This window comes from Polyangium jinanense, assembly GCF_028435365.1.
On record NZ_JAGTJJ010000021.1, the window covers coordinates 120,922 to 143,070 of the forward strand.

At 67.3% G+C, this 22,149-nt stretch carries 20 protein-coding genes; 9 read left to right on the forward strand and 11 right to left on the reverse strand.

The annotated features are described in order from the left end of the window. Window positions 1–28: 28 nt before the first annotated feature. Entirely contained in the window at window positions 29–271 is a 243-nt protein-coding gene (locus KEG57_RS28830) for a hypothetical protein (RefSeq protein WP_272426580.1), read from the forward strand. A 54-nt stretch (window positions 272–325) separates the two neighbouring features. Here the strand turns inward: KEG57_RS28830 and KEG57_RS28835 are convergent, their stop codons facing one another. After that, a complete protein-coding gene (locus KEG57_RS28835) occupies window positions 326–1,609 on the reverse strand; it encodes a hypothetical protein (RefSeq protein WP_272458999.1) in 1,284 nt (427 codons plus the stop codon). 423 nt (window positions 1,610–2,032) lie between these two features. Here KEG57_RS28835 and KEG57_RS28840 point away from each other — a divergent pair, with 423 nt between their 5' ends. Next, window positions 2,033–2,926 (forward strand): hypothetical protein, encoded by an 894-nt coding sequence (locus KEG57_RS28840; RefSeq protein WP_272459000.1) that lies wholly within the window; start codon window positions 2,033–2,035, stop codon window positions 2,924–2,926. 730 nt (window positions 2,927–3,656) lie between these two features. On the opposite strand, the gene KEG57_RS28845 is transcribed toward KEG57_RS28840, so the two are convergent. From KEG57_RS28845 to KEG57_RS28860, 4 genes are all read right to left on the reverse strand, one after another. Then, a complete protein-coding gene (locus tag KEG57_RS28845) occupies window positions 3,657–4,658 on the reverse strand; it encodes a VOC family protein (RefSeq protein WP_272459001.1) in 1,002 nt (333 codons plus the stop codon). Window positions 4,659–4,815: 157 nt separating this feature from the next. Next, complete coding sequence (locus KEG57_RS28850; protein ID WP_272426585.1) at window positions 4,816–4,950, reverse strand: hypothetical protein; 135 nt, start codon at window positions 4,948–4,950, stop codon at window positions 4,816–4,818. 39 nt (window positions 4,951–4,989) lie between these two features. Further along, complete coding sequence (locus KEG57_RS28855) at window positions 4,990–5,400, reverse strand: hypothetical protein (RefSeq protein ID WP_272426586.1); 411 nt, start codon at window positions 5,398–5,400, stop codon at window positions 4,990–4,992. 83 nt (window positions 5,401–5,483) lie between these two features. Beyond that, complete coding sequence (locus KEG57_RS28860; RefSeq protein ID WP_272459002.1) at window positions 5,484–5,861, reverse strand: hypothetical protein; 378 nt, start codon at window positions 5,859–5,861, stop codon at window positions 5,484–5,486. Between the two features lie 226 nt (window positions 5,862–6,087). Between KEG57_RS28860 and KEG57_RS28865 the strand changes: the two genes are divergently transcribed. Next, window positions 6,088–6,837, forward strand: coding sequence for a tyrosine-type recombinase/integrase (locus KEG57_RS28865; protein ID WP_272459003.1), 750 nt, complete (start codon window positions 6,088–6,090; stop codon window positions 6,835–6,837). A 250-nt stretch (window positions 6,838–7,087) separates the two neighbouring features. On the opposite strand, the gene KEG57_RS28870 is transcribed toward KEG57_RS28865, so the two are convergent. Further along, window positions 7,088–8,011, reverse strand: a complete 924-nt coding sequence (locus KEG57_RS28870) for a TetR/AcrR family transcriptional regulator (RefSeq protein WP_272426602.1) — start codon at window positions 8,009–8,011, stop codon at window positions 7,088–7,090. Between the two features lie 132 nt (window positions 8,012–8,143). Between KEG57_RS28870 and KEG57_RS28875 the strand changes: the two genes are divergently transcribed. After that, window positions 8,144–9,280 (forward strand): FAD-dependent monooxygenase, encoded by a 1,137-nt coding sequence (locus tag KEG57_RS28875; RefSeq protein WP_272459004.1) that lies wholly within the window; start codon window positions 8,144–8,146, stop codon window positions 9,278–9,280. Window positions 9,281–9,591: 311 nt separating this feature from the next. On the opposite strand, the gene KEG57_RS28880 is transcribed toward KEG57_RS28875, so the two are convergent. Then, on the reverse strand, window positions 9,592–9,921 hold the full coding sequence (locus tag KEG57_RS28880) for a hypothetical protein (RefSeq protein WP_272459005.1): 330 nt from the start codon (window positions 9,919–9,921) through the stop codon (window positions 9,592–9,594). 134 nt (window positions 9,922–10,055) lie between these two features. Here KEG57_RS28880 and KEG57_RS28885 point away from each other — a divergent pair, with 134 nt between their 5' ends. Beyond that, window positions 10,056–10,295, forward strand: coding sequence for a helix-turn-helix domain-containing protein (locus KEG57_RS28885; RefSeq protein ID WP_272459006.1), 240 nt, complete (start codon window positions 10,056–10,058; stop codon window positions 10,293–10,295). A 280-nt stretch (window positions 10,296–10,575) separates the two neighbouring features. Here the strand turns inward: KEG57_RS28885 and KEG57_RS28890 are convergent, their stop codons facing one another. From KEG57_RS28890 to KEG57_RS28895, 3 genes are all read right to left on the reverse strand, one after another. Continuing rightward, complete coding sequence (locus KEG57_RS28890) at window positions 10,576–11,715, reverse strand: hypothetical protein (protein WP_272459007.1); 1,140 nt, start codon at window positions 11,713–11,715, stop codon at window positions 10,576–10,578. A 259-nt stretch (window positions 11,716–11,974) separates the two neighbouring features. Next, window positions 11,975–12,271, reverse strand: a complete 297-nt coding sequence (locus KEG57_RS56160; protein ID WP_372518234.1) for a helix-turn-helix transcriptional regulator — start codon at window positions 12,269–12,271, stop codon at window positions 11,975–11,977. A 148-nt stretch (window positions 12,272–12,419) separates the two neighbouring features. After that, window positions 12,420–13,409 carry a sigma-70 family RNA polymerase sigma factor gene (locus tag KEG57_RS28895; RefSeq protein WP_272459008.1) on the reverse strand — a complete coding sequence of 330 codons (990 nt, stop codon included), beginning with the start codon at window positions 13,407–13,409 and terminating at the stop codon, window positions 12,420–12,422. 176 nt (window positions 13,410–13,585) lie between these two features. Here KEG57_RS28895 and KEG57_RS28900 point away from each other — a divergent pair, with 176 nt between their 5' ends. Then, on the forward strand, window positions 13,586–14,545 hold the full coding sequence (locus tag KEG57_RS28900) for a hypothetical protein (protein WP_272426608.1): 960 nt from the start codon (window positions 13,586–13,588) through the stop codon (window positions 14,543–14,545). Here the strand turns inward: KEG57_RS28900 and KEG57_RS28905 are convergent. Then, window positions 14,542–15,837, reverse strand: a complete 1,296-nt coding sequence (locus KEG57_RS28905; protein ID WP_272426609.1) for a hypothetical protein — start codon at window positions 15,835–15,837, stop codon at window positions 14,542–14,544. The genes KEG57_RS28900 and KEG57_RS28905 overlap by 4 nt on opposite strands. Window positions 15,838–16,339: 502 nt before the next feature. Between KEG57_RS28905 and KEG57_RS28910 the strand changes: the two genes are divergently transcribed. The 3 genes from KEG57_RS28910 (at window position 16,340) to KEG57_RS28920 (ending at window position 21,876) form a co-directional block, all read left to right on the forward strand. Further along, window positions 16,340–17,086 (forward strand): hypothetical protein, encoded by a 747-nt coding sequence (locus tag KEG57_RS28910; protein ID WP_272426610.1) that lies wholly within the window; start codon window positions 16,340–16,342, stop codon window positions 17,084–17,086. Window positions 17,087–17,505: 419 nt separating this feature from the next. Then, on the forward strand, window positions 17,506–18,441 hold the full coding sequence (locus tag KEG57_RS28915; RefSeq protein WP_272426611.1) for a tyrosine-type recombinase/integrase: 936 nt from the start codon (window positions 17,506–17,508) through the stop codon (window positions 18,439–18,441). A 573-nt stretch (window positions 18,442–19,014) separates the two neighbouring features. Then, window positions 19,015–21,876 carry a hypothetical protein gene (locus tag KEG57_RS28920; protein WP_272459009.1) on the forward strand — a complete coding sequence of 954 codons (2,862 nt, stop codon included), beginning with the start codon at window positions 19,015–19,017 and terminating at the stop codon, window positions 21,874–21,876. Window positions 21,877–22,149 lie beyond the last annotated feature (273 nt).

Below are 22,149 nucleotides of genomic sequence, written 5' to 3' on the forward strand. Positions count from 1 at the left end.
CCCGAGCCCGTGGGGAGACCAAATGCCCTTGTCCAAGAAAGAAGAATCGTGGACTCACGAAATCCGCGCGCACCTGGTCGCTTTATCGCGCGAACCGGAGAGGCCGGCTCTGGACATCGAGTGGCTCATTGCGCGATGCGATGATACGCTGGTTCGCTATGAAGGCCATTGGCAACAAGCATCATATCGGCAGCTAACGAAGGATGTTGCCAATTTCGCCGATGAGTTCCCCGGCATGCTCCCGCAGGAGCTCGTGTGCGCGCCAGAGTGAACGAGTACGGGGCGTCATCGGGGCACTTCCCTGACGCCCGTGGGATATCCAGAATCAGCTCGTGGGCGCGTAGCAGCACACCGTGACGGGGTCCGCGAGCACGACTTCCCCTTGCACGTCGCCACCGCTCGGCATGCATGCACCCTTCGTGTACTCGAGGACCTCGGCAGACTTGCCGAGGAGCTGCGTACCCGCCATGAGGTCGTGGCACGGGGAGCTCATGCCGGTGGAGACGTTGAACGCCGCCTCCTCAATCGTGCAGCCCGCGCCGCTAAACAGCCGGAATTTCGTGTTGCAGAAACCGCCGGTCGGCTCGCTGCATGTGCACTCCGCACAGGTCCGGTTGTCCTTTACATGCCGGTAGAGGAGCTGTCTTTCGCCCCAGCCCTCCGGACAGGGGTGATCCCCTTCGCGAAACAAACAAGCGGAGAAGCTGGGAGGCGTTGGCACACACACCTTACCCGCAGCTTCCGCGCAGATCGGCGCGGGAGTCGCACTCATGCACGCTTTCCCGAGTGGTGTCTGCGGACCGCCTTCCCACGCCCGCGGGATTGTGGGCTCGGGGTCTCCCTCGAGGTGCGGCTTGCACGGCAGCTCCTCGATCGTCGGGGGCGCGATCATGATCGACCGAACGCAGGGCACCCCGCCGCAGAGCTTCCCGCTTTGGATCGACTTGTCCTCGTTGCAGACACCGTCCCAGTTTGTCGGCGGATCGAGGTTTGTCTTGACACCGAGGTTCGGATCAGGAGTGCACGCAGCCGAGCTAACCGTCCACGCCTCCGGCAGCTTGCACGTCCCCTCGGGCGGATCGCACTTGCATGTGCCGCATGAGGGCGGGGGCGGTTCGGCCCACGCTTCGAAGGCGAGGATCGGCGCGTCCTCAGGGCACGTCGGCGCCTCCAGATCCCAGCCCTGCCAGAAGCTGACTGGCCCCTTCCAGTTGCCGGCCGCGGGCGGCGTGCACGTTCCACCAGCGCAAAGGGAAGACATCGAGCCGTCGCTGCCTCCATCGAGCGAGGAGCACCACGGAGCGAGCGTTCGAGGGCTCTTCCCCTCGGGGCACCACTCGGGCGTCGGGCACGGGCAGCACTCGAAGGGGACGTCGGGAGCGCAGCCGGTGCGGCAGTGCTCGGGGGGCTGGGGCGGAGGATCCGCATCCCAGCACGCCTCACGGAAGATGCATGGGCAACACTCTTCCGGGATGGCCAGCAACCCGTTGTCCTGGAGCGGACAGTCGCCAGCGATGTAACCGCCGGGAGCGAGGCATGCGGGAACGGCGATCGCGGCGCCTCCGAGGCAAGCGGCGATCACGATGCCGGCACGCACCAGACGAACCATGGTCCTCATGTTACACCACTCCTTCGTCAGCGAGCTCCGCGGAGAGCGTCGCGGGCAGGTGGGCCGCAGGTCTCGGCGTCAGGGGCCGCGGAGGCGCAGCGCGCGCGGAGGCCGAAGGAGTTGCTCTTACTCTCTCGGTCGCGGTCGCGCTCTGCTTGACGGCCGGCGCGGCGGAGGGCTCGCGCGTCGGCGCCGGAGCGGTCGGTTCTGCCATGAGGGCGGAGGGTACACGGACAAACCTGGGAGGGGAAGGGACAAACCTGCCCCTGCGATCCGGCGCCACGAACGGCACCGCATGTCCGTGACATGGGGCACCAGGAACTCGCCTACGTGGAGCCGCCGAACTCCCGCACTGCCGGTGCTCATGCTGCGGTGTAGTGGTCGACGCGTCGTGATGTGGAGCATCGCGACGGAGGAGCGTCGATGCAGTACCCCGCCATTATCTGGCTCGCGATGTCCCTTGGCCTAACGGCGTGCAGTGGCCCCATGCCCAACACGGTGATTCATGCAGCGACCGGCGATGCCGCGCGCATGCCCGTGACGTGGGGCTCGCAGCCACCCGCTTCCACCGCACCGGCCCCTACCGCGCCGCCCATGACCCAGACGCAAACGGTCAACGTCTTGGTTGGGCCGACCAGCGGGCTCGAACCTGCACGGCAGACGGGCGACTCGCCCGCAGCGAAGCGGTCCCTCACCGATACTCCCGAAGACGTGGATCCGACAGAGGCCCCCACGATGACCGGTGCGCAGGAGATCAAGCTCGCGAACGGCGAACAGATTCGCTACTCGGGGCCGGCCACGTTCTTCCTGCTCGACGCGAAGAAGGGACTGCTGGGGATGTTCCTTGTCGACGTGCGAGAGCTCGACCACGGCTACATCTCCGATGTGTGGCTGCTCGACGGCGAGGAATGGCGCCACGGCACGATGTTGAGGCGGTTGTCGCTGAGCAACTGCACCAACATGCCGCTCTCGCCCCCTCCGCCGCGCAGCATGCTCGACAGGTTCAACCAAGGCGTTACGTGGCTCGTCTCGGACGGAGCCGTGGTGCCGGGCCCGCTCTTCTATCAAGCGCTGTATACCCTCTTCGGCCAACAGTCCAATCTCGATTCCGAGGTCATTCATCCAAATGATGCAGCACGCCGCAACATGTTGCGGTTTTCCTTTGCCCTCGCGCATTTTCACAACGAAGAGATGCGTCCCTGTGATCACCTCAGTCAGTATTCTGGCGACCTCTTTGCCGGATTCGTGCGCATGAACCGAGCGTCTAGCGCGCCTTGGACGTCAACCCGAGCAAGGACACCAGGAACCCAACAATGACGCTCAGAGGCAACGTCCGGGGACCGAAAGGGTTCATGAAAGAAGAAGAAAAGCGCCTCGCCGCCCCTGTTGCCCATCGACGCCGAACGGTGCGACGCTCCTGCGCCGCATGAGACGACGCACCGCCCTCGATCTGGTCGTTCCCGCCGCAGTCCTCCTCATCGCCAGCGCCGCCCACGCCGAGGAGCCGTCGTGCTCCGAACGCCCGAACGCCGTCGTCGCGGACCTCGGGCTGCACGTGATCAACGCCGGTTATCAGCGCGTTTTCGGCTGTCACGTCACGGTGCAGGCGACCGCCGGGCTTTATGGGCCTTGGACGGTTACGCAAAACGTGCTCGGTCTGGGCGGCGGCGAATCGCACGCCGGACGAGGATGTCATCGGTATGGTCTTGCGTGGGCGTGTCTTCTTCCACCCGCTCGGGCGCGCGCCCGGCGGGCTTTGGATTTCACCCTATACGCAGGCGGGCCCGGTCCGCTCGAGGGTCGCATCGGAGAAGATCTGGGGTCCCGCGTTCGCGGCGGGGCTGAGCGCCGGGTGGACGTGGAGGCTGGGCAATCACGTCCTGCTCGGCCTCGGGCTCGGCGCCCAATATCACCGCGCTTCCTTCTTGGGGAGGACGGCACGCCCCGGGTTCTCCCTCTTCGGGCCAACGGTGGATATCAACGTCGGGTTCCGCTTCTGACGCCCTTGCCGGACATTGGTGGCAGGGATGCGTGCCCCGGTCGCGCCTCACTTCGGCCATGTTCCCCGGACTGTGGCGTGTTCGGGGGGTAGCGCCTCCCGGAAGATGATCGCTGTGCCGAGGGCATTGGCGCTTGGCACGAAGGGGTCGCCGGATGCTGTTCGGCGCAGTGGGATCCCGTTGTCCCGCAGGAGGTTTTGGGTGGCGGCGATGTCGCGCACGGCGACGGTGTAGGCGACGAGGGCGGGCAGTGCGGCGGGTTGCTCGCCCGGCAACAGTGTTGCCAGGCCGGATTCGGGCACAAGGGTCAACCGCGCGTTATCAAGGTCGAAGACCTGCGCCGGGCCGTCCGTCCGGATCGGCCGGTCGAGGTAGTCCTGGTACCGGGCCTGGGCGGCCGCAAGTTCGCTATCCGCGACGCAAAGCACGGCCTCCACGAGGTCGACCGCGCCGTTGGGGTGGTCTGACTGTCGGGCGCCCTGGATGTGCGAATCGAGTTCCGCGGCGACGCCGACCCGTCCCTCCGCAACCGAGCCCGGCCTCGTGTCGATCTCCAAGTAGCGAACGGTCTCGACCACGGTTCCGGTCTCGGTCTCCACCGGGCGCCGCACGGTGTTCACCCCGCCGTGCCCGATCCCGGACGCGGTCAGCCGCGTGGCAACCGCGTCGATGTCGGGCGATGAGAACATCAAGATGTGCAAGCCCTCGAAGCGCTCCAGGCACACGGCCAGGCTGGCGCTCGTGGTGGCAATCCGCTCGACGAGTTTCGGCAGCACATCGGCCGGCGCCTGCAGAGGGACAAGCTTCGCGTCGGCCGGGATGTGGTCGCCCTCGCGCACGCGGGTCGCGAGTTCAAGGAAGTTGCCTAGGAAATCGGCGTGAGTGTTGGCAGCGCCGAACGGCTCGGGCTCGGCCCCCTCCTGGCGGGCCATCGCGGGATAGCTGGGTGGCGGCACCACAAAGCCCAGGCGTCGGTAGAGCGCGAGCGCGGCGGCCATGTCGTCGACCACGTGGCCAACGTGGTGTATGCGGACGATGTCGTGTCTCACGTCGGCCACCCTAAATAGCTCCGACCGAGTGGTCAATCTACCTGGTGGCGGGCGAACGCCGGCCGAAGCTTTGGATCGAGGTCGCCCCCGATCAGAAACGCCAACACGAGCGGTCTCGGGTGCCCTTCGCCGGCCAGCACGAGCCGAAGTGCCACGGCTACCTCCGCATGGTAATTCCGAGAGCCGCCAGCGCCAGCACACCGAAAAGCACCTGACCGAGGCCCGTGCTTTCGCCGCTGGCAAGGTCGTGAAACTCGATGTCCTCGCCGTAAAAGAACTGGAGGATCGTCACGTGGTCGTATCCCTGGGCGGCCAGCCAATGAGCACAATGCTACCCCACGCAGCCGCGGTTTCCCGGGTGCGAGTGCAGCGAAAGACTCGTCGGAATGACATCACGTCCTCGCCGCCCAGCATTGTACGTCACCCATCGCTCGGTCTCGGTTGGATCCGGACCGTGCGACCCATCCGGGTTCCAATACGCCCCCGCAACGTGATTCGCGAGGATCATCGGCCCCTGATAACGCAACACGATGCCCCGCGTCCGCGTCGCTGCCTCGACGCAGTCCCCGCCGGCGTACCGCGAGAACACCTGGAACTGCTGCCCGCTGGGGATCGCCGTCGTGCGTCCCAGCGTCAGCCGGTCCCGCATCGCCCGGAGCACGAACGTTCGCACGGCGATGGCGAGAGCCGCTTTCGCCTCCGGATGCGCGTGCAAATGCTCGCCCGCGACCACCCGCGGCACGTATTCGAGCTCGAGCGAGAGTCACCCCGCGGTCGTGAGGATCCGCTCCGGCGCCTCGGCAGGCTCCTCCTCCATCAGAATGCTCATCTCTTCAATCCGTGCCGAACCACGAAGATGCCGCAATCCGTCACCGGCGACGTCCCCGGATGCAACCAGACCCGCGCCGTCGCCCGCCCCGCACCACTCCAGAAGCGAAAGACCCATCGTTCGACGGGGCTCGGATACTTCGCCATCGCCACGACCTGCCGCTTCTGCACGAGGGGACCCACGATCACGGCGGGCAGACTGACGAGCAACCGTTCCTTTCCGAAAACGACATCCCGAAGCGTGAGCGGGGGAGGCTCGTCCCCCACCAGCGGCGGCTGCTCCATGATAACGATGCAATGTGTCGTTGGGCCGAACTGCGGGTCCGACTCGACGACGTTCTGCTTCGATTCGCTATCGATCTCCGCCACGCTCATGCCATCCCCCTTCAGGTCTTCACGCCCGATTGCCGCTGGTGGTGCTGGAACGCGATCCCGTTGAGCGAGAGCTGCACGTAGAGCCCCACTTCGAGCGGCCGCATGAGCACGCCTCCGAGCTCGATCGGCTTGATCGGGAAGACGATGTCCTCCGGGACGTGAATGACCGCGTTGAATGCGCCGTGCTCGTTTCGCTCTCGCGCGGGCGACGCGGAACAATGTGCAGGTGGTGATCCGGTCGGTGCTGCGATTCGCGGTGGCGCGGAAGTACCTGCGCGCGATGCCCGAGGGGATGCCGCGGCTCAAGGCGATGGGGCAGAGCATTCTGGAGATTCCGTCGGACGAGGAGGTCGAGCGGATCCTCGCGGCCGCGAGTGAGCGGCATCGGGTGAGCTTTGCGTTGATGGCATACGCGGGGCTGCGGCCGAACGAGGTGCGGGCGCTACGGTGGCGGGATGTGCGGCTGCGGCGAGATGGGGAGGTCGTGGGCGGGTTCGTGAGCGTGCGGGAGGGGCGGTCGCACGGGGAGACGCACACGCCGAAGACAGGGCAGCGGGAGGTACCGGTGGCGCCGGAGCTGGGGAGGTTGCTGGCGGGGGTCGAGGGGGCCGGGGGTGCGGGGCGGGAGGAGTTTGTGGCGCTGAATGAGCGGGGGAGGGCGTGGGGGCAGTACGGGATCGTGCAGGCGTTTGAGAGGGTGCGGCGGAAGGTGGGGGTCGGGGGGTGGTCGGTGTATTGTTTGCGGCACTACGCGATCACGATGTGGTTGCGGGTGGGGGGGCCCGTACACGTCGTCCAGCGGATGGCAGGTCACAAGCACCTGGCCACCACGCAACGTTGCGTGCATCACCTCAAGGAGGACCTTGAAGAGGCCGCCCGCCGGCTCACCCTGGCCTCCGAGGGCAAACGGGGTGGGGGCAACAGTGGGGCAACGGGTTCCGAGAGTTCGGCGGGGCAGCGCGGTAGGAAGCGCTAACCCCGCGGAATCATTGGCACCCCCGGCAGGAATCGGACCTGCGACCTTCGGTTTAGGAAACGGCTCAGGTAGCTTCTAGCAGCACCCTCGAACCACACGGAGATCAGCAGCAAAACAGCGGTGATCCCGGCCGTTCTGCGAGATCGAGGGTGTGAGCTGGGGATGACCGAGACGAGACGTTTCGAGACCGTCCGGTGCATCGGTTGGGGCAACAGTGGGGCAACAAGGAAGACCCCGCTTGCCGGGAGCACTACCGCGTCCGTGCCCGTGGCGAGCTGGCCGGGGGCGCGGGGAGCCGTCGCTCGATGCCATCGAGGAGCGCCGCGAGGCCGCTCTCGAACAGCGCGTCGAGGCTCAGGTCGAAGCCTTCCCGGAGGTCCCGCAGCACCGACGAGAAGCTCGCGTGGCGGGCCGACCTCGCGAGCTCGGCGAACACGGGCGCCTGCGCTTCGTTCCAGTGCTCCCCGTCGACGCCGCTCTCGGCCTCGGCGCGCCGCTCGGCCTCGAGATCGACGCCGACGCCGCGCACGTAGCTGAAGACAAGCAGGTGGAGTTCGAGGCGCCCGCGTGCGTCGACGCCCGAGCCCTCGAGCGCTTGGAAGATCCAGTCCGCGAACGCGACCACGTTCGGCTGGGTGAGCGGGCGCGTCACCGTCATCACGTGGGCGAGCCATGGGTGGCGCTGGTAGAGCGTCCAGAGCCCGCGTGCGGAGACCTCGAGGCCCTCGCGCCACGAGCGCGCGGGCGGCGGCAGCTGGAGCTCGCCGAACGCGGCGTCGACCATCGCGGCGACGAGCTCGGCCTTGCTCTGTACGTGGCGATAGAGCGACATCGGCGGCGCCGACAGCACCGCCGCGACCGCGCGCATCGACAGGGCGTCGACTCCCTGCGCGTCCGCGATGGCCATCGCCGCCCGCACGATCTTCGCGCGGCCGAGGCCCTCTTCCGCCGGGGCCTGCCGCGGCGCGACGACGTGGCCGACCCGCGGCTTCGCCAAGAGCACACCCTCCTGGCACAGCGCTGCAAGCGCTTTCGCGGCCGTCGCGTGCGCCACCCGGAAGCGCCGGCTTACCGCCCGCGTCGACGGCGCCCGCGCGCCCGGCGGGAGGGCGCCGGTCGCCACCTGCCGCTTGAGCTCCGCCACGATTCGCTGCGAGGCCCCCGCGCGATCCATCGCCCTGTACTAGCACAGAATCTTTGCGAATTGCGGAGGATTCATTCGACGATCCTGCTGGGCTGCGTACAGTGCACGCAGCTCCGCGTGTGGTGCGCGCGGCTCGGCGTGCCTCGCACGCGAGGAGGTCCCATGGCTCGTAGCATCCTCGTCTCCGGCGCAGGTATCGCCGGCCCCGCGCTCGCGTGCCGGCTCGGCCGCACGGGTTTTTCCGTGACCGTCGTCGAGCGCGCCCCCGCCCTGCGGCGCGGCGGGCAAGCCGTCGATTTCCGCGGCCCCGTGCACATGCGCGTTCTGCGCGAGATGGGCCTGTTCGAGGCGCTCGCGGAGCGGCGTACGCACATGGGCGCGCTGCAATTCGTCGACGCGAGGGGTCGTGTCGTCTTTACGTTGCCGCCATCGTTCGCCGGCGGCGAGCTCGAAATCGAGCGAGGCGATCTCGTCGACGTGCTGTTCCAGAAAAGCCGCGATAGCGCCGAATACGTCTTTGGCGACTCGATCGCCTCGATCGCGCAGGATGGCGGGGGCGTCGACGTCACATTCGAGCGCGAACGGCCGCGCCGCTTCGATCTCGTTGTCGGCGCCGACGGCCTCCACTCGCGCGTCCGCGCGCTCGCGTTCGGCGAGGAGCGCCGCTACGTGCGTCACCACGGGCACTCCGTCGCCACGTTCCGCATGCCGAACCTCCTCGGCCTCGAGCGGAGGGGCCTCGTCTACAGCGAGCCCGGGAGGGCCGTCGTCGTCAGCAGCACGCGGAATGTGGAGGAGGCCGTCGTCATGCTCGTCTTCACCCCCTCGAACGAGCCGCTCCGCACGCGCTTCACCGGCATGGGCTGGGAGGTGCCGCGGCTTCTCCCGTACCTCGACGGCGCGAGCGACCTCTACACCGACACCATCAGTCGCGTTGACGTCGACGGGCTGTCGCGCGGCCGCGTCGTCCTCCTCGGCGACGCGGGTTACGGCGCCACCATCGGGGGCCAGGGTACGGGCGTCGCCGTCGTCGCCGCGTACGTGCTCGCTGGCGAGCTCGCGAGGGAGGCCGATCACGCGCGGGCCTTCGCACGCTACGAGGCCACCATCGCGGGCTACGCGCGCGGCTGCCAGGCCACCGCGCGCCACATGGGCCCATTCTTCGCGCCGCGATCCCGCGCGGCCATCGCCCTCCGGAACGCGATGTACCGAGCGCTCACATCCCGCCCGCTCGCCGGCGTGTTCGAGCGGATGACGGCGAGCGCGGCCAGCGACGTCACATTGCCGACGTACGTCTGAACCAGGCTGGTCAGCGAGCGGCGGTGAGCATTGTCTGGTGGCCGTCCGATTCGCACCATGATCTCATCGGATGCTCCTTTGGGAGCCCAAGCGTCGGAGCAGGAGGCGGATGGTGTCACGAGCGCGATCCGGCTGCGGTCGGTTTTTCTGGACATCCGCCCCGTCCCGGGACAAACCTTGTCTCAGGAGGGCGCGCTCAACCCGGGGTCCCCGAACTCGCGACACCCACCCGGCTTGCCGGGAAACGGGACCAAGAAAAACCCCTGACCCAGACCCCGGCCTGGAGCGCGCCCTCCGCCTTCGTTGGTCGGTCAGGCCTTAGGCGGCCCCTCCGCCCCCTCGGGGGCGCCTTCCGCCGCCTCTCCCACCCCGGGCTGCGCAGGCCCACCCGCGAAGTGGACGGTCACGTGAAGCTTGCCGTCGAGGACCGCGGCCACGTAGCCACGCGGATACCCGAGCGCTTCCGCCACGGCATGCTGGGTTTTCCCCTGCGCGTACGCAACGAGTGCGCTGCGCACGCGTTGCTGCATATCGTTCGAGAGGACAGCGGGAACGCTGTCCGGGTCTTGATCGTGCGTATCCTCGACGGACGGATCGGTGCCTTCTTGCCCTGCGATGGCAGGACGACCGATGATGGGCATGGGTTGCGACTCCGCTCGTAACGGGGTTGCGGCCAAGTCGCCCCGGGGGATTTCCAGGTCCCTCGGGGCGGCGCTTCTTGCAGACTATAGTCTGTAGACGCCCAGTCTCTACTCGCAGACCGTCGACCGTCAAGGTGGCTGGCAACGGGCTGGAGCAGATCTTCGGGCAAGTGGTCCGCGAAGTCCGGATCGAGGTGGGGATCTCCCAGGAAGAGCTGGCAGATCGGGCCCAACTGCATCGCACCTATGTAAGCCTGCTCGAACGAGGGAAGCGCAATCCGTCGCTGAACGTCGTCCAGGCCCTCGCGACGGCGCTCGGGACCACGATGACGCGCCTGGTTTCCGAGGTCGAAGCGAGGCTGCCACGGAAGTAGGACAAACCCCCGATGCCCACCCCTGGGTCATCGTCGCGGCGGGAGGGGACGCGACGGTGGCGCTACCTCAACGTCACTTCGCCTACCCCTACGCGGGATTATAATGAACACGTTGTAGATCCTGTGGTCGGATGCCCCGGCTATTCTGCGAGGATCGAGGGGGCGAGTTGAAGCTGACCACAACGCGACGTTCTGAGACCCTTCGGTGCCTACGTTGGGGCAACAGTGGGGCGAGTGCAGGCTACGGCCGAGCCGCGCGTGGGGCCCCCCCGGCTCCTCCCTAGCCGCAGATCGTGCTGCACGTCGACGTCGACGTCCCGTTGTGCGCGCACAGCGCGTAGCACGCGTCCTTGGGGGTCTGCGACGTCCCGCAGGCATTACACGTCCCCGCCGACGTGCCGCAGATGGTCTCGCAGGTCGACGTCGACGTGTTGTTGGCGATGCACAATTTGTAACAGCCGACGATGGCGCAGTCGGAGTTCGTGCCGCAGATGGTCTCGCAGGTGGAGGTCGAGGTGCCATTGGCGGCGCAGTTCTCGTAACAACCCAGCTCGGCGCACTCGGTGCCGAGGCCGCAGATGGTCTCGCAGGTGGACGACGACGTGCCGTTGGCGGCGCAGAGCTGGTAACAGGCGTACTGGCCGAGGCCGGTGGTGGTGCCGCAGATGGTCTCGCAGGTGGACGTGCTCGTGCCGTCGGCGGCGCAGTTCTTGTAGCAGCCGCGCTCACCGCAGGCGGTGGTGGTGCCGCAGATGATCTCGCAGGTGGATGCCGACGTGCTGTCGGCGATGCAGACATCGTAACAGGCGCCCTGTGCCGACGGGGTGTCGGTGCCGCAAATGGTCTCGCAGGTGGAGGCGGAGGTGCCCTTCTGCACGCACAGGGCATAGCAGCCGACGCCGTTGCCGATGGGGCACTGCGAGGCGCAGGTCGACGGGCTGGTGTCGTTGGCAAGGCAGGTCTGCCAGCATCCGTCGATGGGCGGATCGCACTCGGGGTCGACGGGACCGCCGCCCGTGCCGCCGCCGCCCGCGCCGCCGCCGCCCGCGCCGCCGCCGCCTGTGCCCCCACCGCAGAAGGTGGGAGTCTCCACGGCCTGGCAGGCGTTGCCCGCCGCCGCGCACGCGCCGTCGATGCACGCGGCGGCGAGGAACTGCTCGCCGCTCGTGGCGCAGTTGCAGCACACGGGCGCGCAGTCGGCGAAGGTGGAGCAGCTCTCGCCGTTGGGCTTGGTGCCGTGGAGCTCGGCGGGCGACGACGGGCACGCGCCGTTCGCCTGCTCGCCCTTCGACGAGACGTTGCCCGTGTCCGTGCCGCCGTCGCCTCCGCCTCCCGTCGTGCCTGGGGAGCTCGAGCTGGCTGCGCAGGCCGCGATGAGGAAGGTGAGGATGGATGCGTACACGATCGGGCGATTCACCATGGCCGGGATGGTCAGCACGATGGCGGCGGTGCGCCCAGCGGGCGAGCACGATTCCGACGGGGCGGCGCCGGATCGTGCTCGAGACACCCGAAGGGCGTCCATTCGCCGTGTTTCAACTTGGTGGGGATGGGACGTACAACGTGCACAAGGGGATAGACGATCAGGGGGCCGTCTGCTCCCTGGTTATCGTTTGGCGGCGCGGCGCTGCCACCGTCCCACACCCACCCTCGGCCGCGCCGTGGAGCGCGCGGTCGCGACGTTATCGAGCGCGTTCTTGGGCATGGCTCCTCGGTCCGTTCGCCGGACCGCTCCCCACCAGATCCTCCAATCCGCCAGGAATCACGTCCTCGACCCGGAGGCCGAGGCCCACGGCGATCTTCACGCAGGTCTCGATCGTGATATTGACGCGCCCATTCTCGATACTGGACAAGGCGCCTTTCGTAACTCCGCTCGTGTCGGCGAGGTCGGCCAGCGACATTCGTTGATCCAGGCGTAACTCCCGGATGCGCGTGCCGAGGGTTGAGAGAAGTGGATGGGTCGTTGGTCGACGTGGCATGGCCGGTCCTCCGAGATTGGTGCTCGTCGACCTTGGGCGACTACGGTGCAGCCAGCGAGCACCTGTGCGCGAGCAGGGAGCGGCCACACCGGAGCCGCCCAAGGCCGGCGATTCGTATTTCGCGAACTAAAAAACCGATGTGAAAGCGCTACTGCGTCGCCTCGGCGTCTCGAAGCGCGTTCGCGATCATCCATGGCGACGGCGAGCGCTCCTCGTATCGATGCCCCGGCGGAGACTTAGGGCCGATCGACGTGCGTCGGGGACTTGTGACCTTCGGCGTTTCCGCGGGGGTGGTGGGCTTCAGTCTCGACCTTACGAGGCCAGCATGCCGCGCGAGACCGTCCGACATTCGGCCTTCCACGCTGTGGGCGCGAGCAGCGAATGCGTCCTCTTCGCCTGCGCACGACCCGAGGTGGGGCGTGGCTGTGAAGACTACGGCTGCCGTGCCGAGGCTTCCGATGAAACGGGCAGGGGTGCGGTGAAGAGACCCGAGCAACCGCGTCCAGAACGAGCCCACCTGCGCGCGCGCCTCGCGGGCGAGCAAGCCAAAAAGAGCCAGCGGAATGGCACCGATCCGGCGCCGACGACGGCGGAGCGACCGCGCCGCAGACTCGTCCACCGCAATGCGCGCCCGATGGAGCACGCCATCCACTCGCTCTCGCATCGTTGCCCACGCGACGTTGCGCTCCGCGGCGAGTTCCTTGATCGTCGTCCCCTCGTAAAAATGCTCGTGGAGCAGTGAGCCATCGTCAAGGCTCAGACGCTCGAATACCTTGGACGCGTCGACCTTCGCCTCGTAGTTCTCGACATGCGCGCTGCTGGCCTCGATTGCGCGTACGATCTCCTCGGTGGGCGTCGCGACTTCCCGCGAGCGGGATGCGTCCTTGCGGTTCGTCAGGGCCTCGTATTTCGCGACGGCGTTCAGCCATGCGCCAAAGCCTTCTTCGTCTTTTGGATCGGGCCGCTCTGCTTTAGGCTTGCTACATACGACCAGGAATGCATGATGGACGACGTCCATCACATGCTCCGAATCGACTCCGACCGAGCGAACCACCGCGGCCATAGCATCCCGATACCGGAGCGTGGCCTCTCTGGAGATACCGAGTTCGTTCGAGCAGTCGTCGAGGACGCGTGTCATGCCCCAGACCCTCTGCTCGCGTTCACGAGTCCCATGGATACAAAGGGCAGAAGTCGCCCTCCATCACGGGAAAAATCGACCGACCCCTCCACATTTTTCGTCGAGGGGGCCACGGAGTGAGGTCGCACACTGATTTCAGGCGCTTCTGGAGTGCGTTTGGCGCGGCGGCCCTAAGCGTGGCCTGGTCGTCGTCGGCCCTCGCGGCGGACGAGCTGCCGCACAGTCGCGTCGAGCTCACGACGGATCGGACGTTGCCCGGTTGCTCGGATGCGTTCGAGTTCAAGGCCATCCTGGCTAATTGGGTGCCCGTGAGTACGATCGATCCGACGGCGGCGCGCGCGCTTGTCGTGCGGATCCGGCGACTCCCCGATGGCGGGAAGTCGGTCGATACGACGATCACGGACGAGAACGGCGTCGCCGTATCCACCGATCACCGCGACTACTCGCCCCAAACCGACTGTTTCAAGGTGCTTTATTGGACGGCCTTCGACGCGGCGACGCGGATCCGAGCAGCAGCGCCGAAGAAGGAGGAGCAGGCCCCAACGCCTTCGGTAGAGCCTCCGCCATCTCCCAAGACGGCCCCGTGCCCGAGATTCCCGACGTGTCCACCGCCCTCGAAACCGCCCGCGGCAGCCCCGGCTCCGGTGGCCAGGCGCGTTTTCCTGGCGTTGGGAGGGATCGCGTCTTACGGGCTCATTCCGGATTGGGCACCCGGGCTCCGCGTTGCCGGCGGCGTTCAGCTCCCGCAGCTCTCGCTCGAGCTCGATGCGCGCTGGGGGGCGAACCTGAACACGCGCCCGCTGGGGTTCACGGAGGCGGAGATGCACACGTTCGCCCTGACGGCTGGCGCGTGTGTGAAGCGCCCTCCGCTTCTCGGCTGTCTCTTGGCTGCGGGGGGCGCCGTAGGGGCGGCGACGCTCAACCGAGCTTACGCTGGTCATATCGTGCGCGCGTTCTTCGGCGTCGGTGCGCGCAGTGGCGTCGAGCTACCGTTTACGGAGCACCTTGCTGCGCGCGTCGACGTTGAAGTTGCGTTTCCGCTGGTCGGTACCCGACTCGATTTGGTTAACCCTTCGTTCTGGGAGACGCTGACCCCCACGTTCACGGGGGGAGGCTCGCTCGTGTACGCGTTCTAAATCACGGCCATGGCGCAGCAGACCGTGACGGGCTCGAGCAGCACGAGCTCCCCTTCCGCGTTCCCCCCGCTCGGCGTGCACGCGCCCTTCGTGTATTCGAGGACCGCGGCCGATTTGCCGGAGAGCTGCGTCCCCGGCATGAGGTCCTTGCAGGGAGCGGTCATGCCGGCCGAGACGTCGGCGGCCTCCTTCTCGATCGTGCATGCCGCGTCGCTGAAGATCCGAAACTTCACATTGCAGAACCCGCCGCTTGGCTCGCTGCACGCGCACTCCGCGCAGGTCCGTTTGTCTTCCACGTACCCGTAGAGGAGCTTCTTCTCGCCCCATCCCTCCGGGCACACGTGGTCCCCCTCGAGGTACAAACAAGAGGAGAAGCCGGGAGGCGTCGCGACACACACCTTCCCCTCCGCCTCGGTGCACGTCGGCAAGGCGCTCTCGCTCGTGCAGACCCGCCCGAGCGTGATCTCCGGTCCGCCGTTCCATGCCTTTGGAGCCTTGGGCTCCGGATCGCCGACGAGGTGCGGTTTACATGGCAGCTCCTCGATCACCGGGGGCGAAATCGTGATCGAACGGACGCAGGGAACACCGCCGCAGAGTTTGTCCCCAAGGATCGACTTGTCGCCGTTGCAGGTCCCGTCCCAGTTTGTCGGCGGATCGAAGTTTGTCTTGACACCGCCACCCGGATCTGCGCAGGCGGCCGAGTTGACAGTCCACGTCTCTGGGAGCTTGCACGTCCCCTCGGGCGCATCGCACTTGCACGTGCCGCACGAGGGCGGGGGCGGCGCGGTCCAGCCTTCGAACGCGAGGATCGGCGCTTCTTTGGGACATGGCGGCGCCGCGATGTCCCAGCCCTGCCAGAAGCTCATCGGCCCTTTCCAGCCCGCAGGCCCAGGGGCCACGCACGAGCCGCCCGTGCAGAGCGAGGACGTCGAGCCGTCGACACCTGCGTCCGTTCCCGCAGATGGGCAATACCTCTCGTAGCTGGAGTTCTCGGGGGGGACGCCGTCGGGACACCACTCGGGACTCGGGCACGGGCAGCACTCGTAGGGGACGTCCTCCGGGCAATCGGGGCGGCAGTAGTCGGGGACGGTCACGTACTTCGGCCATCCCTGCGGGCAAGCCTCAGGGGAGGGGCAAATGCAGCACTCCCGCGGGATGAGGAGGTTGCCGTCGTCGTCGATGGGGCAATCAGACCCGATCGTGCCACTGGAGACGATGCAGGCCGGGATGGCGAGCGCGGCAAGGCCCGCGCTGGCTGCGAGCAGAAGCGCTGTACGTGCGAGACGAACCATGACGCGAGGGTACGGCACCGGGGCGTGGTGCGGCAAGGTCTAAAGGGCGGATCCCGTGTTGGTTGGAGATGCGCGGGCAAACCCTGTGGGGGAAGGGACAAACCTTGGCTTACGGGGTGCACGGGCAGCGCAAGCGGCACTCGGGGGACTCGTCGCGGCTCATACGGCAGGCGGATTCGCAGCGATCCGAGCACGTGCAGGCGGGGAGTTTCTCGGCGAGAAGAATTGGCTGGGCGAGCGGCATTGCGCGCACCTCGGTCTCCGAGATTTCGTCAAAGCGGGCGAGGTTCGGGTTTCTATCGCTATGATCGGGACATCAATGCGACGCCATGACGTTCGCGAAGAGGTCGATTGGAGCAAGAAGCGGGTGGTCGCTGCATGTGTGGAATGTCACAACCATCCGGCATGCGGGAAGCATGCTCGGCGTCGGTGAGTACAAAATCCGGGGTTGTCCGCCCTAGGCGCTTGTCGAACGAACCGCCCTTCTGGTACACGCTCCGGCATGACTTTTCGCGCCTCGCACTTCTTGGCACCTGCACTTCTCGCCCTGTCCGTCGTCGCGTGCGGCGGCACGGCGTTCACCTCGACGAAGACGGCGGAGCCCGTGCTCATCGCGCGCGCGGAGTCTCCCGCCGAGGTGCGCGCGGCCGTGATCCGAGCGATGGAAGCTCGGAGATTTTCGGCCCTCGGCGAAGAGCCGGGGAAGATCGCCGCCCGCCTCGACAAAGGCGAAATCACCCTCGACGTCGACATCGAGTACTCGGGCACGCAGTACGTCGTAAAATACGTGAAGAGCACCGGCCTCCAGACGAAGCCGGGCCCGGGCGGCGAAGTGCTCGTCGACGATCACTGGTCGGGGTGGGTCCGTGGCCTGAGGGCGCGCATCGGCGAGGAGCTCCTCGTGCCGAAGAAAGAGGCCGCGGAGACGGCGAAACGCGAGCGCGAGTACCAGCTCCTCATCGAGCAGCACAAAACGGCGCAGGCTCAGGCGAACGCCCAAGCTGCCCAGGCGGCCTCGCAGCCACCGCAGACCCAACCCGTGCAGGGCCAGGTGGTCATCCCGATTCCGCTGCCCCAGCTCCCCGCGGGTGGCGTGAACCTGAACCACTCGACGACCCATGGCAGCCAGACGATCACGTGCTGCATCAACGGCGCGTTTTACGCGTGCCCGAGCCAAGAGGCGTACAAGAAGTGCATGAGCCTCGGCCCACACGAGTGCACACGCGACACGAGCAAGAGCTGCAAGTAACTGCGTTCTGCATGTGTTCGTGATGGGACAGGAGCTCGACGAGCTCATGCGCTCGCCGACCTGCACGAGGCGAAGCACCACGGCTACCTCCGCACGGTGCGTCCGAAAACTGCCAGCGCCATCACGCCAAACAGCACTTGGCCGAACCCCGTGCTCTCCCCACTGCTGGAGAGCTCGTGAAACTCGACGTCTTCCCCGTAGAAGAACCGGAGAATCGTGGCATGGTCCTATCCTTGTGCGGCCAGCCAATGCGCACGATGCTGCCCCAGGCAGCCACGGTTTCCTGGGTGCGAGCGCAGCGAAAGATGGGTCGGAATGACATCACGCCCCCGCCGCCCGGCATTGTAGGTCACCCATCTCTAGGTATTGGTCGGATCAGGACCGTGCGACCCATCTGACTTCCAATACGCTCCCGCGACGTGGTTCGCCAGGATCATGCGCCCCTGGTGGTGCCTTCGAGGAAGACGTTCGGCGAGGTGGTCGACGAGTTCAAGTCGACGGTCATGATCACCGAGCTGAAGGTGACGTCGCGCAAGGCGTACGAGGGGGTGCTCGACGCGACGCTGGTTCCGAGGTTCGGCGGTCGTGGGGTCGACGAGGTGGACGGCGTCGCGGCCGGGGAGCTCGACCTCGAGCTGTCGAAGCGCGAGCTGTCGCAGTCGACGCGGAACAATACGCAGATCGTGCTCCGGTCGGTGCTGCGATTCGCGAAGGCGCGTGGGTACATCGCGCGGGTGCCGGAGGGGTTGCCGCGGCTCAAGCCGATCGGGCAGTGCATTCTGGAGATTCCGACCGACGAGGAGGTCGACCGGATCCTCGCGGCGGCGAGCGTGTCGCAGCGGTTGGCGTTCGTGTTGATGGCGTATGCCGGGCTGCGGCCGAATGAGGTGCGGGGGCTACGGCGGCGGGATGTGCGGCTCAGGTGGGAGGGAGAGGCGGTCGCCGGGGGGTTCGTGAGCGTGCGGGAGGGGCGGTCGTTCGGGGAGACGCATACGCCGAAGACGGGGCAGCGGGAGGTGCCGGTGACGCCGGAGCTCGGGAGGTTGCTCGCGCCGGTGGAGGCGGGGGCGCGGGAGGAGCTCGTGGCAATGACGGCGCGGGGGAAGCCGTGGGGGCAGTCGGGGTTGGTGCAGGCGTTCGAGCGGGTGAGGGCTCGGGTGGGGTTGGAAGGGTGGTCGGTGTATTGCCTGCGGCATTATGCGATCACGGCGTGGTTAAGGGCTGGGGTGCCGGTGCACGTGGTGCAGAGGATGGCGGGGCATAAGAATTTGGCGACGACGCAGCGGTATGTGCATCATCTGAAGGAGGATTTGGAGGAGGCGGGGAGGAGGATGGCGGGGAGGCGGACGGTTTAAGCTCCCGGCCCGCGCTCTCAGCCGTGGCGCGAGCAGCTCCTCGGGAACGAATGCACTGGACAACGGGAAGCCACATTTGTATGGTGTCGCGCATCTCTCCGCGCACGGTTCTTCTGGGCGGGGGGGAACTACTTCAGTCCATGCGCGCGCTCGGTGATTCAAATGAGTTTACCCGCCAGGGCATCGAATGCATTCGCGATATTCACGTTGTTGACGGTCGCCAACTGTGGTGCCGACGGCGATCCCTTGCCGTTCTGGACCGCGGAGACCGATCGAGCCGGCGAGGTGATGAGCGCGCCTCACAGCGCAACACCCATGTCGGCGGAGCTCGTCGCAGCATACATCGAAGCGATGCAATCGCGGGCAGGCGAATCCCATTCCGTCGAGCGTGTCGCCGCTGGTCGCTGGCGTGCGGCCAACCCTTCCTTGGGATTCGTGGCGGACCTTGATGCCGAAGGGGTGCGATTGACTCCTGGCGCCCAAGCCTCGCCATCGCCCGATTGGTCCGCGACGCTGTCGTTCTCGGGTATGGGCTGCGGCGGCTCTCTGTTGGCGCCGTCGCCTGCGGAGCCGGTGGCGACGGCAAACCGCGTCGATTACCACCGCGGAGAGTTGACGGAGTGGTACGTCAGCGGCCCGCTCGGGCTGGAGCAGGGGTTCACGTTGACTGCCGCGCCCGCGTGCCGAGGCGGCGGCGGTGGCGAGATCACGCTCGGCCTCACCGTCGCGGGCGAGCTTTCCCCGGCGCTCGGTGCTTCGGGAGACATCGTGGAGCTCCACAATGGCGCGGGGGCGACCGAGCTCCTTTATGGGAATCTTTTCGTTCGTGACGCGACCGGACGAACGCTGCCTTCACGGCTCGGGGTGCGGGGCAGCGACGTGACGATCTCGTTCGACGATGCGGGGGCCGTCTATCCCGTGGTCGTCGACCCGCTCATCGCGACGCTGGAAGCCAAGCTCGTGGCCCCCGACAAGGAGGCCGGTGACTGGTTCGGTTACTCCGTCGCGATCAGCGGGGACACCGCCATCGTCGGGACCCCGAACGACACCACGGCTGCCGGACAGCAGGCAGGTTCAGCCTTCGTGTTCGTGCGTAATGGCGGTGCCTGGGTCCAGCAGGCCGAGCTCGTGGCCAACGACGCGCTCGCCAACGACCATTTCGGGCACTCCGTCGCGCTCCAAGGCGACACTGCCATAATCGGAGCTTTTGGCGTCGATATCGGGGGAATCGCCAACGTGGGCGCGGCTTACGTCTTCACCCGCACTGGCAATGTTTGGACCCAGCAGGGCAAGCTCACTGCACCGGCCCCGGCTGGCGCGCAGATTGGCCATGACGTGGCGATCGACAACGACACGGCGATTGTCGCATCCCAGGGCGGAAGCGGCTCCGGCGGGGTACTGGCCTTCGTACGGAGCGGCGGTGTCTGGACCTATCAGGCTCAGCTCTACGTCAACGGCCAGCAGCAGCTGGCCGATGGGTTCGGCCGATCGGTATCCATCCGTGGTGACACCGTCGTCGTCGGGGCCCCCAACACGGATATCAACTCGATAGCGGACGAAGGGGTCGTCTATGTGTTCGCGCGCAGTGGCAGCGTTTGGACCCAGCAGGCCAAGCTCACCTCCGCCCTCGGCGGCGACGGAAACGACCTGTTCGGCACCAGCGTGTCCCTGGACGGCAATACCTTGCTCATCGGAGCGCCCGGCGACGAATACGCGGGGAACACCTACATTGGTTCGGCCTACGTGTTCACTCGGAGCGGCGCCGTCTGGACGCAGCAGGCCAAGTTCTACGCCACCGATGTGGCGAACTCGAAGGTGTTCGGCACCCAAGTCTCGCTCGAGGGCGACACCGCCGTCATCGGCGCCCACAACACGCTGATCGGATCGAGCATGGTCGGCGCCGCCCACGTGTTCACGCGCAGCGGCACCATCTGGACCGAGCAAGCGAAGCTTCTCCCGAACACATACGGCATGTGGGATTATTTCGGTTTCTCCGTCGGCGTGAGCGGCGACACCGTGCTCGTCGGAGCTTACGAACATGACGCTGGGGCAACCAACACAGGTGCAGCGTATGCGTTTTCTCTCGCGCCCCCGAAGCCAAATGGCGCGAGCTGTTCGCTCGGCACCGCTTGCGTGAGCGGCTTCTGCGTGGATGGCGTGTGCTGCAACAGCGCCTGCGGCGGAGGATCGACGACCGATTGCCAGGCGTGTAGCGTGGCTTCGGGTGCGGCCATGGATGGGACCTGCGGGCCCGTGGCGGCTGGGGCGGTCTGCCGCGCCGCGGTGGGTGCCTGCGACGCGGCAGAGGTATGCGATGGCGCGGCCACGACGTGCCCCAGCGACGCGCCGGCCTCGGCTGGTACGCTCTGTCGCGCAGCCGCCGGCGATTGCGACGTGGCTGAAGCCTGCACCGGCGCGAGCACGACCTGCCCTGCCGATGCGCGCGCTCCCGCGGGCACGGGGTGCCGCGCGGCCGCGGGCGATTGCGACATGGTTGAAGTTTGCAATGGTATGTCCGCTGCATGCCCCGCGGATGCCCTTGTCCCCGCCGGAACTACCTGCCGCGCCGCCGCGGACGCCTGCGACGCGCCCGAATCGTGTGACGGGACGAGCGCGGCGTGCCCCGCGGACGGGCTGGCGCTCGCAGGCACTCCATGCCGCGCAGCGGCCGGCGATTGCGACGTGGCCGAGAACTGCGACGGCCTCTCTGCGGCCTGCCCCGCCGACGCCCTGGCCGACGTGCAGATCGTGTGCCGTCCGGCGTCGGGCCCATGTGACATCGACGATACTTGCAATGGCAGCTCGAAGACCTGTCCAGCCGATGCCGTTGCCAGCACGCAAACGGTATGCCGACCAGCCGCGGGCGATTGCGATGTAAGCGACAAGTGCGATGGTGTATCGAAGGCTTGCCCTGCCGATCAGCTCGCGCCGCCGGGCGTTGTCTGTCGTGCTGCCGCCGGTTCATGCGATATCGCGGAGACGTGCAGCGGTATCTCGGCCGATTGCCCAAACGACGGCGCCGCCCCCGATGGCGAGACCTGTGCGGGTGGGATGTGCGTCGACGGCATGTGTGTCGATGGCAGCGGGGGTGCTGGCGGTGGGGGCGCCGCTGGCAGCGGGGGCGCCGCTGGCAGCGGGGGCGCCGCTGGCAGCGGGGGCGCTGGCGGCGGGGGCGCTGGCGGCGGGGGCGCCGCTGGCAGTGGGGGTGCTGGCGGTGGGGGCGCCGCTGGTGGCGGAGGCGCAGGGGGTGAAGGTGCCGCTGGCAGTGGAGGCGCAGGGGGAGGCGGCGCCGGCAGCGGTCAAGGCGGTGGGGCCGGCGAGGAGGGTTGCGGCTGCCGCGTCGCAGGCAGTGATTCCCGTGATAATGCCGCGTGGAGCCTCGTCCTCATAGGTCTTGTCACACTGGGGGGATTGCGGCGCAGGGCCGAGAAGTGAGGTAACGGTACAAATCAACCTGGGGGGCGGATGGGTTGCTCCTGCGGAGCGAGGCCCCCTCCCGACCGCCCCCCTCTCGGGCTCAGTGATGCCTCTCCGCCGCCTCGGGCGAAGGGTTCGGCAAGATCGTGAACACCCCCGGCTGAACCGAAGGCGCAGCCGTCGTTGCCGATCGTGGAGGTCGTGCACGAGCTCGGCGTGGTCGGATAGTCGCGCCGGATATGCGGTCGCTTATCGAATGGTCGCTCGTCTAGGCGAAGCAGGTGCTCGGCA